Origin of the sequence: Prosthecobacter vanneervenii (assembly GCF_014203095.1) — a bacterium.
Taxonomy (GTDB): domain Bacteria; phylum Verrucomicrobiota; class Verrucomicrobiia; order Verrucomicrobiales; family Verrucomicrobiaceae; genus Prosthecobacter; species Prosthecobacter vanneervenii.
Genome location: NZ_JACHIG010000005.1, coordinates 1 through 21,179, shown reverse-complemented (window position 1 = coordinate 21,179; position 21,179 = coordinate 1). Strand labels below are relative to the sequence as shown.

The window sequence follows — 21,179 nt, the reverse complement described above, 5'->3', positions numbered from 1 at the left end:
GGCGTTGATTTCAACCCATGACCACGACCACTGCCATCATCCTTAGCATTGCCTCCGGTTATCTCTGCGGCTCGGTGCCGTTTGGCTACCTCGCAGGAAAGCTCAAGGGAATCGACATACGTCAGCATGGCAGCGGCAATATTGGTGCCACCAATGCCATCCGCGTGCTGGGGAAGGGGATCGGCATCCCGGTGTTTATCCTGGACATGGTTAAAGGCTGGCTGCCGGTGTGGCTGGCGGCGGGCTGGATCGCCCAGACCGGAGCTACGGTGGAGGTGATCTCCATCGGCAAGGTGCTGGCAGGTTTTGCTGCCGTGCTCGGCCACATGTTCACCTTCTGGCTGGGCTTTAAAGGCGGCAAAGGCATCGCCACCACGGGTGGTGTGCTCTTTGGTATTTCCAAGGCGGGCATGCTTGGCGGCTGGATCGGCTTCCTGACCTTTCTCTTTGCCTTCCGCTATGTGTCGCTCGGCTCGCTGGCGGCGGCGGTGGGCGTGCCCACGGCCATGGCCATCCAGATGTATCGTGAGGGACAGTGGGACTTTGTCATGCTGGGCTTTGGCATCGTGGTCATGATCCTCGCCTTTGTGCGTCACCGCTCCAACATCCAGCGCCTGCTCGCAGGCACGGAGAGCAAAGCCTTCACCAAAAAGAAGCCGCAGCCATGATCCAGAGCGCCACCGTCATCGGTGCCGGGAGCTGGGGCACCGCACTTGCTGCTTTGCTGTCCTGGCGTGGCCTGGACGTGCAGTTCTGGGGCCGCGATGCCGAGCTGATGGCTCAGCTCCGCGACACCCGCCGCAGCTCACGCTACCTGCCAGATCTGGAGTTGCCGAAGCAGGTGCGGGTCACGTCTGATCTTGCTGCGCTCCAGCCTGCAGACATGCTGGTCTTTGTGGTACCTTCCAAAGCCATGCTCGGCACGGCGAAGCTCGTGGCGCAGTGTGGCGCGGCGTCTCGCGCCAAGGTGCTGGTATCATGCTCCAAGGGCATCGAGCTGGAAACCGGCCGCCGTATGACGGAGCTGATCGGCTCCGCCATCCCCGGCGTGCCGCTGGCCGTGCTCACCGGGCCGAATCATGCGGAGGAAGTGGCACGCCAGATGGCCACCGCTGCCGTGGTGGCCTGCGCAGATGCCGAGATGGCCAAGGCGGTGCAGGCCTGCTTTACGCTGCCATTTTTCCGCAGCTATACGACGGATGACATCGTGGGTGCTGAATGGGCTGGCGCGATGAAGAACCCCTACGCCATCGCGGCGGGCATCGCCCAAGGACTGAAGATGGGGGACAACACCCTCGCCGCCCTCGTCACCCGCGCACTGGCGGAAATGGTGCGCCTCGGCGTGGCTGAAGGCGGCAAGGTGGAGACTTTCTATGGCCTCAGCGGTGTGGGTGATCTCATGGGCACCTGCTACTCCGAGCACAGCCGCAACCACCGCGTGGGCATGATGCTGGGGCAGGGCCGCCCGCTGGATGAGATCATCTCCAGCACACGCATGGTGGCCGAGGGCGTGCTGAACACCGCCAGCCTGCACCGTGCGGCCCAGGCACGCGGCGTGCGCATGCCGCTGCTGGACGAGATCAACGCGGTGCTGCATCAGGGCAAATCCCCCATTGAGGGTATGCGCGCCCTCTTCTCACGAGATCCCCGCCCTGAGGCGGACTGACTACCTTTCCATGGCTGATACTAACGGTTACGAACTCCTCGACAGCGGCTCTTTCCAGAAGCTGGAGCGCTTTGGCAATGTGGTGCTCTCACGCCCCTGTGCGCAGGCCGTCTGGCGGCAGACGCGGCCCAAGGCGGACTGGCAGCAGGTGACCGCCACCTTTTTCCGCGACGGCGGCAACCAGTGGCGTGGCCGTGACAAACTGCCGGAGACCTGGGCCATCGAGGTGGACGGCACCAAGTTCCAGCTCAGCTCCACCGACTTTGGCCATCTGGGCATCTTTCCCGAGCAGCGCGACCAATGGCAGCGCATCCGCGCCGTGTGCACGGAATACGCCAAAAAGCACAACCGCCCGGCGCGGGTGCTGAACCTCTTTGCCTACTCCGGCGGCAGCACGCTGGCCGCTGCGCATGCCGGGGCGGAAGTCTGTCATGTGGATGCCTCCAAGGGCATGGTGGACTGGGCGCGCAAAAACGCCGCGATCAACGGCCTGGAGGAAAAGCCGGTGCGCTGGATCGTGGATGATGTGACGAAGTTTCTGGAGCGCGAGCTGCGGCGCGAGCGGCAGTACGACCTGCTGATCCTCGACCCGCCCAGCTACGGGCGCGGCGCCAAAGGCGAAGTCTTCAAGATCGAAAACGACCTGCCTCCGCTGCTCACGCTGCTGGGGAAGCTCATCTCCCCCGAGCCGCTCGGAGTGCTGCTCTCCTGCCACACGCCTGAGCTCACGCCCATCTCTCTGCATCATCTGCTGCTGCAGCAGTTTGGCCGCAGCGGCGGCAAGGTGGAGCAGGGTGAGATGCAGCTGCGCGGCGGCCCTGGTGTGCTGCCCGTGCCCAGCGGCAGCTACGCCTGGTGGCTGGCCTGATTGAGCATTCGACATTCTGCCTCCGTCATCCGACATTGCTTTGATGACTGCGTTTCTCCTCCGCCGCGCCTTCAGCAGCGTGATCGTGATCTTCTGCGTGATCTCGATCACCTTCGTGCTGGCGCGGATCACGCCCGGGGGCCCCTTTGACAGGGAGAAGGAGCCCCCCAAGCACGTGAAGGAGGCGCTGGAAAAAAAGTACAAGCTCAGCGGCACCCTGTGGCAGCAGTACACCTCCTATGTCTCCTCCCTGGTGCATCTGGACCTGGGGCTTTCCACCAAGTACCGTGACTGGAGCGTGGCCGAGCTGCTGAAGCAGAAGATGCCCAATTCCTTTGCGCTGGGCGCGCTGGCCTTTGTGATCGCGAGCTGTGCCGGCGTCACGCTCGGCAGTCTGGCGGCGATGAAGCGCGAAACTTGGATCGATCGCTCGGCGATGTTCGCTGCACTGCTGACCATCTCCATCCCTTCCTTTGTCAGCGGGCCGTTTTTGATCGCCCTCTTCGCGCTAGGGCTGGGCTGGCTGCCGGTGGGCGGCTGGGGCACGGTGCAGCAGATGATCCTGCCCGGGCTCTGCCTCGCCGCGCCCTACATCGCCTACGTGGCGCGGCTGATGCGCAACAGCCTGCTGGACGTGCTGAAGAGCGACTTTCTGCGCACCGCGCGCGCCAAGGGGCTGAGCGAGACGCAGGCCGTGGTGCGGCATGCGGTCAAGGTGGCCATCCTGCCGGTGATCACCTTTCTCGGGCCGCTGGCGGCGCATCTGCTCACGGGCTCGATGATCGTGGAAAGCGTCTTCAACATCTCCGGCGCGGGGATGATCTTTGTGAACTCGATCCAGAACCGCGATGTCTTCCTGCTCGGTGGCGCGGTCATTGTGTACTGCGTGCTGCTCGTGCTTTTCAATCTGCTGGTGGACGTGATCTACACGCTGCTGGACAAACGCATCAAACTCTATGCCTGAAGCCGCCGCTCCAGCAGCCATCGCACGGCCGGACGGCTGGCAGATCCTGAAGCGCAACCGCGCGGCGCTCATCGCGCTCGGGTTTCTCGCGTGCCTGTCCCTCATCGCCATCGTGGTGCCCCTGCTGCTGCCTGAGGCGCTGAAGCTCACCAGCAGCAACTCCTTCGTGCCTCCTTCATCGGCGCACCTGCTGGGCACCGACGTGAACGGGCAGGACATGCTCTACCGCCTGCTCTCCGGCGCGCGTGTCTCGCTCGGTGTGGGCTTGGTGGGCGCGCTGATCAGCCTCGGCATCGGCACGCTTTATGGAATGATCAGCGGCTACGCGGGCGGGCGTGTTGATGGCGTGATGATGCGCACCATCGAGGTGCTGCAGTCTGTGCCGCGCATCCTCTTCATCATGATCCTCATCGCCGCGCTGGATGAGTATGTGAAGGAATGGGTGGATGGCTGGCGGCTCTCTGCCGAAGCGCATGGCTGGGGATGGACAGCCAAAGTGATGACGGACTTGAAGGCCTACTCCAAAGTGCTGGTGATGGTCGTTTCACTCGGCCTCGTCGAATGGCTGACGATGGCGCGCATTGTACGCGGACAGGTGCTGGTGCTGCGGGAGATGACCTTTGTGACAGCCTCCCGCGCCATGGGCCAAAGCGCCTGGGGCGTGCTGTGGCGGCACCTGCTGCCCAATCTGAGCACCATCATCCTCACTTACCTCACGCTCACCATTCCCGCAGTGATTTTGGATGAGTCCCTCCTGAGCTTTCTCGGCCTCGGCATCGAAGATCCCGCCGCAAGCTGGGGCTCTCTGCTCAAGGATGGCGCGCAGGTCATCAATCCCATCGAGAGCAAGTGGTGGCTGCTCGTCTTTCCCGCCCTGCTCATGTCCGCCAGCCTCCTTGCCCTGAACTTCCTCGGCGATGGCCTGCGCGATGCGTTTGACCCGAAAAGCAGAGAGTGAAAGAGGCCTCAGGACGCCGTCTCATCCTGCTCGCTGTCGTCTGCAAAATCTTCCATGCTCAGGGCGTCTCCGAGCTTTTCCATGTAGGCGTCCATGTCTGCTTCATTGATGGCCTGCTGTGCGGCATGCTCGTCTTCATCCAGCACCCACAGGCGCTCGGAGATCGAGATCTCAAACTCGGTGGTCTGCACCACCATGCGTCCGTTGAAGTCGCTGAACCATTCCAGATAGAGGGCATTCGCCCACACCCAGGGGATCTCGTGCAGCCGCTCTTCCTTGATTGCCTGCATCCATTCCTCCTCGGGTGCCAGAAGCTTCTTCACCCGCTGCGAGGCGGTGATGTCTCCAACGGAGCCTGTCTGCACCAGACGCAGCCCCTCGTCATACTCCGGCTGGGCTTCAGGATGCGGATTCACAAAGCTGAGCTTTGAGCCCGCCACATCCGGCCAGGCATCGCCGATGAGGTCCAGCATCATCGGTTCCTCGCGCCCCAGCAGCCAGATCCTCCCGGTCACACGGCCTTTGGTCGTGTTGTCGATTTCACCACGCACGATGCATTTGTTGGGTCGCCAGGCCATGGGGGATAAAGTTGGATTACTCTCGTGTTGGATGCAGATCATCAAGCATCTGCGAAACGGATGGATGATTGGTGCCGCGTGCTTCTGCCTCCATTTTACGCAAAGGCTGAAGGATGAGTTTTTCCACATCTAGGCTGCGCCCAAAAAGGTTGGGCCACAAGTCCAGCACATTCAGGCGGAAGTGATTTACATCATCATGCTCAGGCAGGCGGAAATAAGGGCCGCACTCCAGCAGGTCACTGATGAGATCATCTTCATTGGGATGCCCTCCGCAGAGCTGGCGAACGCGTTGAAAAGCACGCAGGTCTTTGAGGACTATGCCTTCCTGCTCCGGCATGCGGCTGCGATGCAGTTTGCCGATCAGCACGTCTCGCACATGGGGCACGACAATCCTGATGCCGTGCCTTGTTTCCATGTGGGCTCGGTGGAGGTAGTGCGCAGTGGTGCGGAAAAAATGGCTCGGGCAGAGTTGAAGTCCAAATGCCGGGCGCAGAGATCCTCCGGCTGTGAGCTCCAGCTTTTTGGCCACGGCACGGAGAGGTGCAGGATCTCCTGAAACCATGATGTCCGCATCTGCGCTGGTGAAGGAGTCATCGAGGCAGAGCTGGATGGGTACTGAGCCAAACAAGGTGAGAGGGCCGGTGAATTCCGGCAGCTCCTTACGCAGGCCGGCGAAGAACGAATCCAGCACAAGGCCTGCCGCACATGACCAGTTGGGAGGTGGAAGAAGCCAGTCCATCATGAGGCCTCGGTTTTTCCAGGTTGAACCGAAAGCCAGCGCATGGCCTGGCGGACCAGACGGTCCTCCACACAGGGATCGGCCGCCACGCCGCGAGCCACGGTGCACCACTTGCGGCGCTCCTTGAGTCTCCGGCTCACAAGCACCCGGGCCACCAGCCTTGCCAGCCGCTGCGGCGTATCCAGACCACCAGCCGCAGAAAAGCGCCTGAGCCGCTCCAGCACCTGGGCGGATTCAGACGGCGTGGCAGTGGGGGGCTGCATGTGCAAAAATAGCTGCTGAAACCTTCTGTATCAACCGTGAAGAGGCGGCTGTATTCGAGGCTCTCGACAAATGCCGCTCCTAAAGTAGGTTGATTCCATGACAGCCACTGTCGAACGCATCAAACAGGAAATCCGCAGCCTTGCTCCTGAAGAGGTGGATGAACTGCTGCGCGATCTTCAAAACGAATACTCCATGCCCTCTCCCGCTGGAGACGACGAGGCCTCCATCGAAGCCGAGTGGGATGCCGAGATCGACCGCCGTGTGCGGGAGATTGAGGAGGGTAAAGTGGAGCTGATTTCTGGAGAAGAACTACGCCGCAGCACGGATGCGCTGATGGAAGAGCTTGGACTCAAGCGTCTTGCATGAGCGATGATTTTAATATTCATCCTGCAGCTCGTGAGGAACTGCATGACGCCATTCGCTATTATGCCAGCGTTGCTGAAGATCATTCGCTAGCCATTGATTTTGAAACAACGTTTTATCGTTACACTGACGCCATTGTGGCTAGTCCGCTTCTCTACAACATCCGCCGCATGTCTGTGCGCCGTGCCAACCTCAAGCCCCGGTTCAGCGAGTACTACATCGCCTACATGATCTGGCGGCAGAAGGTCGTCATTCTCGCAGTCGCACACGCAAAGCGCCGCCCCTATTACTGGCGGCAGCGCATTGGAGAAGCGAAGGACATGTTTTGATCCGGGCGTTCAATGCGCCTGCAGCCAGTTCAGGCCAGTCCCTGCTTCCACCTCCACCGGCACGCCTTCCAGCGACAGGGCGTTTTTCATGGCTTCGAGAATGAGGGGGCGGGCCTGCTCCACTTCGCTGGCGGGCATTTCGAAGAGGAGTTCGTCGTGCACCTGGAGGAGCATGCGAGCCTGCAGTCCGGCCTTGGTCAGGGCGGCGTCCACGTGGATCATGGCCAGCTTGATCATGTCGGCGGCGGTGCCTTGGATGGGGGTGTTCATGGCCACGCGCTCGGCCTGGCCGCGCACGGTGGCATTGGCGCTGGTGAGATCGCGGATGACGCGGCGGCGGCCGGTGAGGGTCTCCACGTAGCCGCTCTTTTTGGCGTCTTCGACGATCTTCTCCATGAAGCGTTTGATGCCGGGGAACTGCTTGAAATAGTTCTCGATGATGGTGGCGGCTTCACCGCGCGGAATGCCCAGTCGCTGGCTGAGGCCGAAGGCGGAGATGCCGTAGATGATGCCGAAGTTCACCATCTTGGCGGTGCGGCGCATTTCGGGCAGCACGCCATCCAGCTCCACACCATACACGCGTGCGGCGGTGGCTTGGTGAATGTCGTGGCCGTTGGCAAAGGCCTCCATCATGGCCTTGTCCCCGCTGAGGGCGGCCATGACGCGCAGCTCGATCTGCGAGTAGTCAGCGCTTAGAAGCACCCAGCCATCAAAGCCCGGCACGAAGGCCTTGCGGATTTCGCGGCCGAGATCGCTGCGGATGGGGATGTTCTGCAGATTGGGGTTGGTCGAGGCCATGCGGCCCGTGGCGGCCATGAGCTGGTGGAAGGTGGTATGCACCCGACCCGTGACCTTGGAGACCGCATGCGGCAGCGCTTCGACATAGGTGCTGTTCAGCTTGGTCACTTCGCGGTAGTCCAGGATGTCCTGAATGATGGGGTGCAGCCCCATGAGTGACTGCAGCACCTGCTCATTGGTCTGATACTGACCTGTGGCGGTCTTCTTGGGTTTTTCGAGAAGTTTGAGGCGCTCAAACAGCACTTCGCCGAGCTGCTTGGGGCTGTTGAGATTGAAGGGCGCGCCTGCATATTCCTGAATGCGGCGCTGCAGCTCCTGCGCCTTCTTTTCCAACTCCAGACCATACTCGCGCAGCGCCTGCACATCGATCTTCACGCCAAAGTTTTCCATCTTCGTCAGCACGGGCAGCAGCGGGCACTCGACTTTGTCGAAGACATACTGCTGCTCTTTCAATTCAGGGCGCATTTTGGTGGCCAGCTGCCACGTCACATCCGCATCTTCGGCGGCGTAGTCGGCCACCTTGCGGGCGTCCTTTTCAGCCACGTCGGCCATGGTGGCCTGGCTGAAGAGATCATCTTTCTCCGTGCCGATGAGGCTGGAGATGGGCACGGGCGTGTAGTGCAGATACACCTCCGAGAGGTAGTCCATGCCGTGGCGCTGCTCGGCGTCGATTAGCGAGTGCGCCAGCATGGAATCAAAGAACGGTCCGCTGACCTCCACGCCATGCGCGAGCAGTACACTCAGATCAAATTTCAGATTGTGCCCGATCTTCTCCACCCCGGGCCGTGTGAGCACCTCGCGGAATTCTTCCAGCACTGCCTTGGCCGCCGCTTTGTCGCGCGGGAAATGCACAAACCAGCCCTCATGAGCCTGCCAGGAGAATGCGATGCCGACGATCTGCGTGTCGCGCGGATCAAGGCCTGTGGTCTCCAGGTCAAAACAGAAGGATGAAAGTGAAGCAAGCTGCGCGATGAGCTTCTGCCGCTCCTCCGCAGTCTGCACCAGATGATAGGTGTGCTGCGTGTCAGCGATGGTGCTGAGCTTGGCTGGGGTGGCTGCGGCAAAGAGATCGTCCTGCGCAGGCGCCTCTGCAGGCGCGGAGCCCGCGGCCTCCATCTTACGGCTGCGGCCTGCTTTGAAGTCATCGCCATACAGGCGACGGCCCAGCGCGTTGAATTCAAATTCGGTGAAGAAGGCCTTCAGCACTTCATCGTTGTGCGGTTTCACCACGAGATCCGCCACCTGCACCTCATAGGGGGCATCGTGGAAGATGGTGGCCAGTTTCTTGGAGAGCATAGCATCCTCCTTGCTGGCCTCCAGCTTCTCCTTCTGCTTGCCTTTGAGCTGGCCTACGTTGGCCAGCAGATTTTCCACGCTGCCAAACTGCTGGATGAGAGAGGTGGCGGTCTTTTCGCCAAAGCCTTTCACGCCGGGGATGTTGTCCACCGCGTCTCCCATGAGCGCGAGAATGTCGATGACCTGTTCCGGGCGCTCGATGCCCCAGCGCTCGCACACTTCCTTCACACCAAGGATCTCTGTATCCGCTCCGGAGCGGCCCGGCTTGTAGATCTTCACATGCTCGGAGACGAGCTGGCCAAAGTCCTTGTCAGGCGTGACCATGAAGGTCTCGATGCCTTCCTTCTCGGCACGCTTGGCCATGATGCCGATGATGTCGTCCGCCTCGTAGCCGTCGCGCACCAGGATGGGTACGTTCATGGCCTCCATGAGCCGCTTGATCTGTGGGATGGCCATGCTGATGTCCTCGGGCATCTCCTCGCGCTGCGCCTTGTAGGCCGGAAACATCTCGTGGCGCGGCGTCGGCGCGGAAGTGTCCAGCGCCACCGCCAGATGCGTGGGCTGCTGGTTTTTCAGGATGTCGAGCAGCGTGTTGGCAAAGCCGTAGAGCGCAGACGTGTTCACGCCGTCGCTGGTGCGAATGGGGGCTTTGATGAAGGCAAAGTGCGCGCGGTAAAGCAGCGCCATGCCATCGAGGAGGAAGAGGCGTTGGGACATTGAGCCTCAGACTAGAGAGAGGGATGAGGGGCGCAAATGAAGGTCTGGGGAGGTTTCGCGCTTTGTCTGAAAAGAATGACGAATGTCGAAATCCGAATGCCGAAATAATGATGAAGGCCGAATGCCGAAATTCCGGCCATTCGTCATTCGGATTTACTCATTCGTCATTCGCCCGCGCCGCGGACACCAGTGTTTCCATTCGGCACCTCACGCTCCTTGCAGTGTGATCGCCGCATCCTCCATCGCGCGGCTGGCTTCGGTCTCGTCATTGATCACCTGGGTGGCGCCGAGGCGCTTGAGCCGTTCTACGTCCGAGCTAAATCGGGCGCGGGCCAGCACGGAGATGTCCGGGCGGTGCTCGCGGATCATCGCGAGCGCCTGCGCATTCACCGTGGCGTCGGGAAAGGTCAGGGCCACCATGCGTGCGTGCTTCAGCTTGGTCAGTTCCCAGGTCTCCTCGTGGCTGGCATCAGCAAAGAGCACGGCCTGCCCCTGGCGCTGCAGCTGCTGCACCGTCTCGGCGTTCAGCTCCACCACGAGCGTGCGCACGCCGGAGTCGAGCAGGGCTTTGTTTACTTTTTCGCCCACCGGGCCGTGGCCGCAGACGATGGCATGGTCCGTGATGCCGCTGATGCGCTGGCGCAGATTGCCGGGATCGATCTTTACCGGCTTGCGGCGGCCCCAGCCACGCTTCACCAGCCAGTCACCGAGCGGGATGCCAGACTTCAGCAGCGCAGGGAGCAGCCCCATCGAGAGCGCGCTGGCGGCCAGCAGCGTCTGCTGCGTGTCGTGGCTCCAGAGATGCGCGCTTCCTGCATTTTGCAGCAGCACCAGGGAAAACTCACCCGCGCTGCACAGGCCGATGCCTGCCAGCAGCGCCTGCTTGTGCACGAGCCCGAGGTAACGCGCGATGAAGGTGATGATGACGGCCTTGCTGAGCATCAGCACGGCAGTGATGGCGCAGATGGGCAGCCACAGCGCAAAGGCGGCCTTCACATCGATCATGAGACCCACGGAGACAAAGAAGAGCGTGAGGAAGAGATCCTTCAGCGGCATCACATCCGCCAAAATGCGGTGCTTGAAAATCGACTCGCTGACCGCCAGCCCGGCCACAAAGGCACCGAGCGCCAGCCCCAGTCCTAGCAGACCACCCACGAAAGCCAGGCCCACGCAGCTGCCGATCACCGTGAGGGTGAAGAGCTCGCGGCTGCGAGTGCGCGTCACCGCATTCAGCAGCCAGGGGATGACCCAGCGCGCGGCCACGCCCGCCAGAATGACGAAGGCACCTCCACGCAGCACCAGCGAGCCCAGCCGCGGCATCAGTGCGGTGGATTCTCCCTCATGCGGCAGCAGCAGCGGCAGAAAGAGGAAGAAGACGATGATGAAAAGGTCCTGAAAAATCGCCACGGCCAGCGACATTCGCGCACCCGGGCTGGCCTCCAGCCCGAGATCCTGAAAGCTCTTCAGGCTCACCGCCGTGGAGCTCATGGCCAGAGACACGGCCAGCAGCACCGCTCCCTGCCAGGTGGTGGAGTGCAGCGCCAGAGAGGCTGCCGCCGCAGCCGCCATGCACAGCACCATCTGCCAGCCGCCGCCCACAAAGGCCAGACGGCGCAGAAAGCGCAGCTCTCCGAGGGAGAACTCCAGCCCCAGCGTAAACATGAGCAGCACCACGCCAAACTCCGCCATCTGCGACACCTGCCCATGCGACTCCCCGCCGCCCAGCACGTTCAGGATGCCGGAGTTCGCGATCAGCACGCCGCAGATGAAGTAGCCCGCCAGCAGGGACTGCCTCAAATGCAGCAGCAGCAGCGACACCAGCACCACGCCCGCAAGCATCAGCGCCAGCAACGCAAAGAGCGGCGGGATGGCGGCGGCGGCTATGGTAAAAGCTGGTATCATGTGGTGATTTCTCCTTCGCTGTTCAGGTTTGGGAGATCAAGCGCGGATGCAGGTATTGTGCCTCATGAGGATAAATGAGCACGACTAAAGAAATCATTTATCCCACGAGGCAAACCGCCGCTCTCACCAGCGTCGGTTGCATCGATCATTTCCGCGCCGATACAGGCTTCGTACTGTCTCAGCTCTCACGGCGTTCGTCGGAGCTGTACTGCAGGTTGTAGAGATTTTGGTAGATGTCATTTCGGGCCAGCAGTTCGGCATGCGGTCCACGGTCAACCACGCGTCCTTGCTCCATGACGATGATCTGGTCTGCTTCCAGGATGGTGGAAAGACGGTGCGCGATGGCCACCACCGTCTTGCCTGCTGACAGCGTGTGGATGGCCTCCTGGATGATCTTCTCGCTCTCGGTGTCGAGCGCTGAGGTGGCTTCATCGAGAAGCAGCACCGGCGAGTCGCGCAGGATGGCGCGGGCGATGGAGATGCGCTGCCTCTGGCCGCCGGAGAGATTGCAGCCGCCCTCGCCCACGATGGCGTCGTAGCCGTTGCTGATCTGCTCGATGAACTCATGCGCATGCGCTTTCTTCGCCGCAGCGATGATCTCCGCCTCGGTGGCGTCCAGACGGCCATAGCGGATGTTTTCGCGGATGGTGTCGTGAAAGAGGAAGGTGTCCTGGCTCACGATGCCGATGTTGGCACGCACGGAGTGCTGCGTGCAGGTGCGGATGTCGCGGCCATCCAGCAGTACGGAGCCTGCATCAGGATCGTAGAAGCGCAGCATGAGAGAGAAGAGCGTGCTCTTGCCCGCGCCACTGCGGCCCACGAGGGCGTAGAATTTCCCGGGCTCAAACTGCAGGTTGATGTCCTGCACTGCGGGTGTGTCTTTTTTGACGTCGTCCTTGTCGCGGTAGTAGAAGGTGATGTCCTTGAAAGTCACCGCACCCGAGCTGCGGCCGATGGCCAGTGCATCCGGCGCATCCTGAATGTCCGGCTGGCGGTTCAGGATCTCAAAAACCATGCCTGCGGCGACGGTGGTCTTTTGCAGGAAAAGCTGCACGCGGCTCAGCTCCTTGAGCGGCGGATAGATCTGCGTCAGCGCCATCACCAGCACAAAGAAAGTCTGCGCCTCCACGCCGCGGGACCACGCATACACCAGCCCGGCGGCGATGCCAAAGGAGGCCACGGTTTCCACGATCGGCCCGATGAGTTCCAGCGCCTTGCCCCAGCGCACCATATTCTGCGTCATGCTGGCATTGGAGCGGTCAAAGCGGTCCATCTCATGCGCTTCGCGGCCGTAGGCTTTGACGAGACGGATGCCGGCAAAGGACTCCTGCATGGAGGACATGAGCGCACGGGAGTCGTACTCCTCCTTGGCACCCACTTTGCGCACGCGCTTGCCCAGGCGCAGAATCGGGTAGAGGCAGGCCGGGAAAATGACCAGCGACATGAGCGTGAAAAACCAGTCGCTGGCAAAGAGGGGGATCAGAATGGCGATGATGGACACCGGGCGCTGCGCCACCGTCTGGATAAGCTGCATGGCATTGCGCTGCACCACGCCGGTCTGGCTGATCACGGTCTGCATCAGCTCGCCGGTGCGGGCGTTGTTAAAATAACCCGGAGACTGGCGCATGATGCTGCGGAAGGCGTCATTGCGGATCTGATATACCACCTTGCTCGTCACCCACGTCTGCATGTAGCTGGAGAGATAACCGAGGAAGCCACGGCAGAAAATGAGTGCAGGAATGAAGGCGCACGCGATCGCCACCCCCGTAAAGCCCACGGGCGTGTCTGAGGACACACCGAGAATTTCCGCCGGATTCAGTTCACCAATGAGCGGCAGCTTGATGGTCTCTCCCAGCGTGGTGGTCTTGCCCCGAAGCACCAGCGAGAAGATGAGCTGGAAGCCGATGATCATCACGCCATTAAACAGGCCGCTGAGGATGCCGAGCACGCTGCTGAGGATGAAGCGGCCTTTGTATGGCAGCACATACTTCCAGATGGCCTGCAGGGTGCCCGCCACCACCGCACGGATTTGGGGATCGGACAGGTTGATCTTGGCCGGGGGAGGTGGTGCGGAAGGTTTGGACATGAAAAAGGAAGGAACCCGACTAGTGCCGCATCGGCATCATTCGCACAACCGGGAAGTCTGTCATGCCTTTGGCATGCATTGCGTTGTGCCGACCTGTTTTTGCGCTGCCGGATCTATCCCAGATGGCGGTGGTAGATGGCCTCCAGGCGGTCCAGCATGGTGTCCAGGCTGTGCTCACGCATGATGAAGCTGCGGCCTTCGGCGCACATCGCCTGCGTTTTCTCACGCTGCTCCAGCGTCTCGCGGATGGCTCTGGCCAGCGCCACAGCATCCTGCATAGGCACGAGGCGGCCGGTCTCGCCGTCTTTGATGATACTCGGTATACCTCCCACATTGCTGGCCACCACCGGAACACCGCTAGCGAGCGATTGCAGTCCGGACTGTGGGATGGCCTCGTGAAAGGAGGGAATGGCCACGATGTCCAGTGCACGAATGATGTCCGGCACGTCCTCGCGGTGCCCCGCCAGGGTGAAGAGGTCCTGCACACCCAGCTTTTCGAGGACTGCCTCCAGATAGCTGCGCCAGGGGCCGTCTCCCGCGATCACGCAGTGGATGCGCAGCCCCTGATCACGCAGCAGCCCTGCGGCTTCGGCCAGAATCTGCGTGCCCTTGGCATATCGGATCACGGTGATCATGCCCACCAGCGGCGTGCCGGCTGGCAGTGCAGGCAGCGGCAGCGTGGCGCGCGGCCCATCCGGGCGGAAGCGTTCCACATCCACGCCCGTTGGCAGAGTGGTCACTTCATCGGGATCCAGGTTAAAGGTGGACAACAGCGTGTCCGTGATCTTCGGGCTGGTGGTGATGATGTGGTGGCTCCACTCCTTGTACATCAGCCGGCTGAGCGACTGGTTGGGAATTGGCACGTCAAAGTGGCGGCTGCGGATGATCAGCGGCACACGGGCCACACGCGCCGCCAGCGTGAGCATCCAGCCATCGCGCGAGCTGTGGGGGTTCACGATCTCGATGCGGTTTTGCTTCAGCCACCAGGCCAGCCGCATTACGTAAAATGGCAGCAGCAGTCGCCGCCGGAAATTCTGCGCCAGCACGGGCACGCCTGCCAGCTCCGCACGACGGTAGATCTGGCTGTTTTCCGGAGCCACCAGCCAGACCTCGCTGCCTCGGCGGCGCATGCCGGTCATCTCAGCCAGGATCCGGTGCTCCTGCCCGCCCCAGCCGAGGGAGGCTTCAGAGTGAACGATGCGCCATTTGCGATGTGAAAGGGGATTGTCTGCCATGTAGTCCGCACTGCTCTATTGCCCAAGCAGCGGCGAACTAAACTTTTATTTTGCGCGCAAGTTTCAGCAAAAAGCCCGGCAGGGGGGACGAGACGCGCTTTTTTCTGTGACCTCCTGCTCAAGATGTCGCCGGTAGATCACGTCCAGACGATCCAGCATGATTTCCAGGCTGTGCTCGTTTTCCACCTTCGCCCGTCCGGCCCGGCACATCTGCTGTGTGCGCTCAGGTTCGTCGATGGCCTCTGCAATCCGTGCCGCCAGGGCGGTCGCGTCGCCTTTGGGGAAAATACGCCCGGTCCTCCCTTCCTGGATGATCTCCGGGATGCCGCCGCAGTCGCTGCCTACCACAGCCGTGCCGCAGGCCAGCGCCTGCAGGCCGATCTGCGGCACTCCTTCATGGGCCAGCGAGGGGATGCACAGCACATCGAGCGCGCGCAGCACATCCGCCACATCCTCACGATGCCCGGTGAATTGCACCTGATCTTCCACCCCAAAAGCGCGCGCTTTCTCCCGGTAGATCTCCACGGGCACACCCCCGCCCACGACGACAAACTGGAAGTTGCGCCCTGCTGCACGCAGTTTTTGCACAGCCTCAAAAAAGGTCGGGTGGCCTTTCCAGGAGCGCAGCACGGACACCATGCCGACCACAGGCGCCGCTTCTGGCCCGGTTCGCACGGGCAACTCGGCACGCGGGCCCTGCTGCTCATAGAGTGCGGTGTCGATTCCTGTGGGCAGCGTTGTCACACGGTCATCCGGCAGGCGGAAGGTGCGGCGGATGTAGTCGGTGATCTTCTGGCTGGTGGTCAGGGCGTGGTCCGCCAGCGTGGTGAATTTGTATCGGCTGAACTTGGGATTCCGATCAATCACATCGATGTGGCGGGTGCGCACCACCAGCGGAGTGTGGCTCAGTCTTGCTGCCACGCCCAGCTGCAAGCCATCGCGTGAGCTGTGGGTGTTGACGATTTGAATTCTTTCCCGGCGCAGCCAGCGGGCCAGGCGCAGCACCTCCCAGGGCAGCCATTTGCGGTCAAACGTGCAGGGCATGGTGGGAATGCCTGCTGCTTTGGCGCGTGTCATGATTTGGCTCTGAGGATCCGCGACCAGGAAAACAGAACAGCCCCGACGCTGAAAGCCTGTCAATTCTGCCATGACACGATGCTCCTGCCCACCCCAGCCGAGAGAGGCTTCTGAATGCACGATGCGCCAAGGTTCGGGTGATGAGGTTTTCATGGTTTAAGAAAATGAAAATCAATGGTTTGCATTGATATTTTTGGGTTGGTCAATGCGGTGGGTTGGGTGTCTTTTTCCCGTTTTTAGGAAAAAGCATCTAAAAAATCAATACCAATTTAAGGTAGTGCAAAATGCTTCACAAAAGTAGCGCTTAGTTTTTCATGGTTGTAGCGCTATGAAAATCAAATCGTGGTTCTCAGCACTACGGACTAATGAGGTGAGGCCGCTTTTTGGAAAAAAGTTCTGGCATGCCTCCAGCCTTGCCTTCATATCCGTTTTCACCTTTCTGACTTACTGCATGACGTCATCCACCATAGGTATCATCGGCCTGGGCTATGTGGGCCTGCCATTGAGCCTCCAATTTGCCCGGACGGGCAGCACCGTGCTGGGATTCGACATTGATCCCGCCAAGATCAACAGCCTGGAAGCCGGAGAGAGCTACATCCTGCACATCACCGGGGAATCTGTGAAGACGCAGCGGGATGCAGGCCGCTTCTCCGCCACCACGGATTTTGCCCGGGTGAAGGAGTGCGAGGCCATCATCATCTGCGTGCCCACTCCCCTGGCCAAGCATCGCGATCCCGACCTGACCTACGTCCTCAACACCGGCAAGGCCATCGCCCCGCATTTGCAGCCGGGTCAGCTCGTGGTGCTGGAATCCACCACCTACCCGGGCACCACCGACACCGAACTGCGTGAGGTGCTGGAGGCGGGCTCAAACCTCAAGGCAGGCGTGGATTTCCATCTGGCCTTCTCTCCTGAACGTGAAGACCCGGGCAATCCGCAGAGCGATGTGGCGGTGATCCCAAAGGTCGTTGGTGGTCTTACCCCCGAGTGCCAGAAGCACGCCCTGAGCGTGTATGGCCGTGCCATCAAGACTCTCGTGCCGGTGGAGTCCTGCCGTGTGGCGGAGGCGGTGAAGCTGACCGAAAACATCTTCCGTGCGGTCAACATCGCCATGGTGAACGAGCTCAAGGTGGTGTACGCCGCCATGGGCATCGACATCTGGGATGTCATTGAGGCAGCGAAGACCAAGCCCTTTGGCTTCATGCCCTTCTATCCGGGCCCCGGTCTCGGCGGCCACTGCATCCCCATCGACCCTTTCTATCTCACCTGGAAGGCGCGCGAGTATGGGCAGGAGACGCGCTTCATCGAACTGGCTGGCGAGGTGAACACCGCCATGCCCTCCTACGTGATCACCCGTGTGGGCGAGGCGCTGTCCTCCCTCCACCTGACCATCCGCGACAGCCGCATCCTCATGATCGGCATCGCCTACAAGTCCAACGTGGACGACGATCGCGAAAGCCCCGCCTACGTGCTCTGGGAGCTGCTGGAGCAGCAGGGCGCCCAGGTGGACTACCACGACCCGCATGTGCCTGTGATCCGCCCGTCCCGCGAGCACGCCCACTTTGCCGGAAGGAAGAGCGTGGCGCTCACGGCTGCGGCACTCTCTGAATACGACCTCGTCCTGGTGGCCACCAACCACAAGGCGGTGGATGTGGCTCTCGTGGCCGAGCATTCCCGTCTGGTGGTGGACTCCCGCAATGCGCTCAGCGCCCTGATGAAGGGCAAACCAAACTATTTTAAAGCATGAAAGCTCTCGTCACAGGTGGTGCAGGTTTCATCGGGTCCCACATCACGGAGGAGCTCTGCCGCAGAGGGGCGGAGGTTATCGTGCTGGACAATCTCTCGCTCGGCAATCCCAAGAACCTGGACTGGAAAAAACCCGGGGACAAAGTCGATCTCGTCGAGGGAGACATCCGTGACCGCGACCTGCTGGCCAAGCTGATGCCGGGCGTGGATTGGGTGTTTCACCAGGGTGCGCTGCCCTCGGTGCCGCGCTCCGTCGCCGAGCCGCTGGAAAGCAATGCGCAGAATCTGGACGGCACACTGAATGTGCTGCTGGCCGCACGTGATGCCGGCGTGAAGCGCCTGATGTTTGCTTCTTCTTCCTCCATCTACGGAAACGCGGATGCGCCCTCCAAGCACGAAAGCCTTCCCGTGCAGCCTCTTTCCCCTTATGCGCTGCAAAAGTACGGCGGTGAGCGCTACTGCCAGCTTTTCCACCAGCTCTATGGCTTTGAAGCCATCGCGCTGCGCTACTTCAACATCTTCGGTCCGCGTCAGGCCTTTGATTCGCCGTATTCGGGCGTGATCGCCAAGTTCTGCACCCTGATGCTCGAAGGCAAAGCCCCTGTCATCTTTGGAGACGGCAGCCAGGCGCGTGACTTTACCTTTGTGGACAATGCGGTCTCCGCGAATCTGCTGGCGGCGGAGGCCCCGGCGGAGAAGGCGGCGGGCAAAGTTTTTAATGTGGCCGCCGGTCATTCCATCGACCTGATCCGTCTGGTGAAGGACATCAACCAGCTCACGGGCCAGCAACTGCAGCCGCGCTTTGAGTCTGCACGTGCAGGCGATGTGCTGCACTCACTTGCAGACATCAGCGCAGCGCGCGCCGGACTCGGCTATGAGGTGAAGGTGGCCTGGGAGGAAGGTCTGCGCCAGACGCTGGAGTTTTACAAGCAGGTCGGCAAGGCAGGTTGACCGACCGGCTACGCTCTCCCATGGCTCAACTCCGCGACATCAACGACCTTTGGCAGAATCCTGCTGCACCAAGCTTCATCATCGCTGAAGTCGCGCAGGCGCATGACGGCAGCCTCGGCACCGCGCATGCCTACATCGATGCTGCTGCGGCAGCAGGTGCTGATGCGGTGAAGTTTCAGACCCACATCGCGGCGGAGGAAAGCTCCGCGCTGGACACCTGGCGTGTGAAATTCAGCAAACAGGACGCCACGCGCTACGATTACTGGAAGCGCATGGAGTTCACCGAACCGCAATGGGTGGAACTCAAGCAGCATGCGGAGGAAAAAGGGCTCGTGTTTTTGAGTTCTCCTTTCTCGCTGGCCGCCATCCGGCTGCTGGAGCGCATTGGCGTGCCTGCTTGGAAGGTGGCCTCCGGTGAAGTGACGAACCGGCTTTTTTTGGATGCCATGATCGATACGCGCAAGCCGGTGCTTGTTTCCAGCGGCATGAGCTATCTGGAGGAAATGGATGCCACGGTGGCGCATCTGAAGGCAGCAGGATCTCCGGTGGCGGTGTTTCAGTGCACCACGGCTTATCCATGCCCTGCGGAAAAGATCGGGCTGAACCAGATCTCCGAACTGATGCAGCGCTACGACTGCCCGGTGGGGCTTTCGGATCATTCTGGAACGCCGTATCCTTCTCTGGCAGCGGTCACCCTGGGCGCGAAACTGATCGAAGTGCACATCACCTTCAGCCGTGAGATGTTCGGGCCGGATGTGTCTGCATCGCTCACGACCGATGAATTCAAGCAGATGGTGGCAGGTGTGCGCTTTATCGAGACGATGAAGGCAAACCCTTTCCCCAAGGACTCGGTGGCTGAGACGCTGGAGCCGCTGCGCCGCATGTTTGGCCAGAGCCTTGTGGCGGCGGCGGATCTGCCGGCGGGCACGGTGCTCAAGCGTGAAGACCTTTCCTGCCGCAAGCCGGGGCATGGCATTGCCGCAGCGGACTACACCTCCCTTATTGGCCGGAAGCTGAAGCAAGCGGTGAAGGCCGCGCAGTTTTTGCAGCCGGAAGATTTTGCGTGATGAACCTGATCCTGATTGTCGATACCGTTCAGTTTTACCGGGATGTGTTCCGTTCCCGGCTGCTGGAGGAGCTGCTCGCAGATGAGAGCAGCCGCATCACGCTTTACTGCACCTTCAACCTGGAGGCGACGCAGAAGGAATTTGAGCACGAACGCGTGCGCATCGTGGCGCTGAAGCGCAAGAAGCCGACCTGGTTTTCCTCCTTCCTGTTTTCATGGGCCAAGGACCTGTGGACGGTGGAGCAGCCGGAGAGCAGCTTCACGCAGAAGCGCATGATCGAAGCCCTGGCCAACAAGCGCAAGAACCTGCATTTCCGGCTCGGCATCGCACGAATGGCCATGCAGATGGGCATCACCTCGCAGGGGATCATCCGCTTCATGGAGCATTTTGGCCATGATGCTGACTTTGAGAAGCTCATCCGTGAAGTGAAGCCGGATGCGGTGGTGTTTGCCAACATGATCCCTTCCGACCTGGAATGTCTCAAGGAGGCACGCAGGCACAAAATCCCGCTTATTCTCGCAGTGGCCAGCTGGGACAACCCCACCTCCAAGGGGCCGCTGACGGTCATTCCTGACTACACGCTCGTCTGGTCCACGGAAATGACGCAGGAGATGGCGCAATGCCACGGCATGCCACAAGACAGCATGTCTGTCGTGGGAGTGATCTATTTTGAGAACTACTTCTCCCCGGAGAAGCTGATGACACGGGAGGAGTTCTGCAAGCAGCTCGGCGTGGCGCCGGAGACGAAGATCATCCAGTTTGCCACCGGAGACAGCGCCGTGATCCGCTGCAACCAGCCCTTCGTCCGCCTGCTGCAGCGCATCATTGCAGAGCAGCCGTTTGAGCATCCCTGCCATCTGCTGGTGCGGGTGAGCCCGAAAGACATTTACACGCTCTACAAGGAATTTGAAGGACTCCCGCATACCACGGTGCAGTATCCGCTGGGAGAGGGAAGCGCCTTTGGCCGCCACTCCTGGATCCCTCAGGCAGATGAGGACTATGAACGAGCCTCCACGCTGAAAAACACCGATGTGCTCCTGACGAGCGGATCTTCGATCATTTTGGACGCTGCGTGCTTTGACATTCCAGTGGTGAACCTGGCTTACGACTGCGACCTGGATCTGCCGCCGTGGCTCTCTGTGGTGCGGTTTTTCAAATATGTGCACGCACAGCCGGTGCTGCAGGAAGATGCCACCTGGATGGTGCACAATGACGAACAACTGCGCACCGCACTGGCCGAGTGTGTCAGCCATCCCGAAAAGCGCCGCAAAGAACGCCGTGCCCTGCTGGAGCGTGCCGTGACGCACACAGACGGCCAGACCTGCAGGCGCTGGCGCGAAGCTGTGGCTGGCTACCTGGCCAAAGGGGCGCCGAGGAGGTAAAAACGGCTTATCCAATGGAATGCCGCAGCACTGACGGGCCTGATGAGGCAGATGTCAGCAGAAGTGTGTCTGCGGTGGCGCTGATCGACGGGCAGGAGTGCCAGTAGTGTTCGGCATGGTGTTTGAGGGGGGTATGTGACAAAAACGTTGCTGTACCTTTGGGCCAAGGGTGGCATGAAGTTGCTGATGGCTG

The 21,179-nt window shown here is 61.0% G+C and carries 19 protein-coding genes; 11 read left to right on the top strand and 8 right to left on the bottom strand.

What is annotated here, in order from left to right; translation table 11 throughout:
- Window positions 1-17 precede the first annotated feature (17 nt).
- From plsY to HNQ65_RS12385, 5 genes are read left to right on the top strand one after another with little or no spacing between them, the layout of a single operon-like run.
- On the top strand, window positions 18-668 hold the full coding sequence (gene plsY, locus HNQ65_RS12405; protein WP_184339868.1) for a glycerol-3-phosphate 1-O-acyltransferase PlsY: 651 nt from the start codon (window positions 18-20) through the stop codon (window positions 666-668).
- Window positions 665-1,666 (top strand): NAD(P)H-dependent glycerol-3-phosphate dehydrogenase, encoded by a 1,002-nt coding sequence (locus tag HNQ65_RS12400; protein ID WP_184339867.1) that lies wholly within the window; start codon window positions 665-667, stop codon window positions 1,664-1,666. The genes plsY and HNQ65_RS12400 overlap by 4 nt, the downstream gene beginning before the upstream one ends.
- Window positions 1,667-1,676: 10 nt before the next feature.
- Window positions 1,677-2,534 (top strand): class I SAM-dependent methyltransferase, encoded by an 858-nt coding sequence (locus HNQ65_RS12395; protein ID WP_184339866.1) that lies wholly within the window; start codon window positions 1,677-1,679, stop codon window positions 2,532-2,534.
- A gap of 43 nt (window positions 2,535-2,577) precedes the next feature.
- Window positions 2,578-3,498 (top strand): ABC transporter permease, encoded by a 921-nt coding sequence (locus HNQ65_RS12390; RefSeq protein WP_184339865.1) that lies wholly within the window; start codon window positions 2,578-2,580, stop codon window positions 3,496-3,498.
- Window positions 3,491-4,456 (top strand): ABC transporter permease, encoded by a 966-nt coding sequence (locus HNQ65_RS12385; RefSeq protein ID WP_184339864.1) that lies wholly within the window; start codon window positions 3,491-3,493, stop codon window positions 4,454-4,456. Before HNQ65_RS12390 ends, HNQ65_RS12385 begins: the two co-directional genes overlap by 8 nt.
- 8 nt (window positions 4,457-4,464) lie before the next feature.
- Here HNQ65_RS12385 and HNQ65_RS12380 read toward each other — a convergent pair whose 3' ends face one another.
- Genes HNQ65_RS12380 through HNQ65_RS12370 form a run of 3 tightly spaced genes read right to left on the bottom strand, consistent with a single transcriptional unit; the run spans window position 4,465 to window position 6,036 of the window.
- Complete coding sequence (locus tag HNQ65_RS12380; protein ID WP_184339863.1) at window positions 4,465-5,034, bottom strand: hypothetical protein; 570 nt, start codon at window positions 5,032-5,034, stop codon at window positions 4,465-4,467.
- 16 nt (window positions 5,035-5,050) lie between these two features.
- Window positions 5,051-5,776, bottom strand: coding sequence for a hypothetical protein (locus HNQ65_RS12375; protein ID WP_184339862.1), 726 nt, complete (start codon window positions 5,774-5,776; stop codon window positions 5,051-5,053).
- On the bottom strand, window positions 5,773-6,036 hold the full coding sequence (locus HNQ65_RS12370) for a hypothetical protein (protein WP_184339861.1): 264 nt from the start codon (window positions 6,034-6,036) through the stop codon (window positions 5,773-5,775). The genes HNQ65_RS12375 and HNQ65_RS12370 overlap by 4 nt, the downstream gene beginning before the upstream one ends.
- 97 nt (window positions 6,037-6,133) lie before the next feature.
- Here HNQ65_RS12370 and HNQ65_RS12365 point away from each other — a divergent pair, with 97 nt between their 5' ends.
- Entirely contained in the window at window positions 6,134-6,403 is a 270-nt protein-coding gene (locus tag HNQ65_RS12365; protein ID WP_184339860.1) for an addiction module protein, read from the top strand.
- Window positions 6,400-6,729: a type II toxin-antitoxin system RelE/ParE family toxin gene (locus tag HNQ65_RS12360; RefSeq protein WP_184339859.1), complete on the top strand. Its 330-nt coding sequence runs from the start codon at window positions 6,400-6,402 to the stop codon at window positions 6,727-6,729. The genes HNQ65_RS12365 and HNQ65_RS12360 overlap by 4 nt, the downstream gene beginning before the upstream one ends.
- Window positions 6,730-6,738: 9 nt before the next feature.
- Here HNQ65_RS12360 and polA read toward each other — a convergent pair whose 3' ends face one another.
- The 5 genes from polA to HNQ65_RS12335 all read right to left on the bottom strand — a co-directional run bounded on the left by polA (window position 6,739) and on the right by HNQ65_RS12335 (window position 15,993).
- A complete protein-coding gene (gene polA / locus HNQ65_RS12355; protein WP_184339858.1) occupies window positions 6,739-9,540 on the bottom strand; it encodes a DNA polymerase I in 2,802 nt (933 codons plus the stop codon).
- Between the two features lie 207 nt (window positions 9,541-9,747).
- Window positions 9,748-11,442: a cation:proton antiporter domain-containing protein gene (locus tag HNQ65_RS12350; protein ID WP_184339857.1), complete on the bottom strand. Its 1,695-nt coding sequence runs from the start codon at window positions 11,440-11,442 to the stop codon at window positions 9,748-9,750.
- A 178-nt stretch (window positions 11,443-11,620) separates the two neighbouring features.
- The gene (locus HNQ65_RS12345; protein ID WP_184339856.1) at window positions 11,621-13,528 is read right to left on the bottom strand and encodes an ABC transporter ATP-binding protein; all 1,908 of its coding nucleotides are present in this window, start codon (window positions 13,526-13,528) and stop codon (window positions 11,621-11,623) included.
- Between the two features lie 113 nt (window positions 13,529-13,641).
- Window positions 13,642-14,763: a glycosyltransferase gene (locus tag HNQ65_RS12340; RefSeq protein ID WP_184339855.1), complete on the bottom strand. Its 1,122-nt coding sequence runs from the start codon at window positions 14,761-14,763 to the stop codon at window positions 13,642-13,644.
- A 63-nt stretch (window positions 14,764-14,826) separates the two neighbouring features.
- Window positions 14,827-15,993 carry a glycosyltransferase gene (locus tag HNQ65_RS12335; RefSeq protein WP_184339854.1) on the bottom strand — a complete coding sequence of 389 codons (1,167 nt, stop codon included), beginning with the start codon at window positions 15,991-15,993 and terminating at the stop codon, window positions 14,827-14,829.
- Window positions 15,994-16,291: 298 nt separating this feature from the next.
- Here HNQ65_RS12335 and HNQ65_RS12330 point away from each other — a divergent pair, with 298 nt between their 5' ends.
- Genes HNQ65_RS12330 through HNQ65_RS12315 form a run of 4 tightly spaced genes read left to right on the top strand, consistent with a single transcriptional unit; the run spans window position 16,292 to window position 20,986 of the window.
- Complete coding sequence (locus HNQ65_RS12330; RefSeq protein WP_184339853.1) at window positions 16,292-17,587, top strand: nucleotide sugar dehydrogenase; 1,296 nt, start codon at window positions 16,292-16,294, stop codon at window positions 17,585-17,587.
- Window positions 17,584-18,537, top strand: coding sequence for an SDR family oxidoreductase (locus HNQ65_RS12325; protein ID WP_184339852.1), 954 nt, complete (start codon window positions 17,584-17,586; stop codon window positions 18,535-18,537). Before HNQ65_RS12330 ends, HNQ65_RS12325 begins: the two co-directional genes overlap by 4 nt.
- A 20-nt stretch (window positions 18,538-18,557) precedes the next feature.
- Window positions 18,558-19,604, top strand: coding sequence for an N-acetylneuraminate synthase family protein (locus HNQ65_RS12320; RefSeq protein ID WP_184339851.1), 1,047 nt, complete (start codon window positions 18,558-18,560; stop codon window positions 19,602-19,604).
- Entirely contained in the window at window positions 19,604-20,986 is a 1,383-nt protein-coding gene (locus tag HNQ65_RS12315; RefSeq protein ID WP_184339850.1) for a hypothetical protein, read from the top strand. The genes HNQ65_RS12320 and HNQ65_RS12315 overlap by 1 nt, the downstream gene beginning before the upstream one ends.
- Window positions 20,987-21,179: the final 193 nt, after the last annotated feature.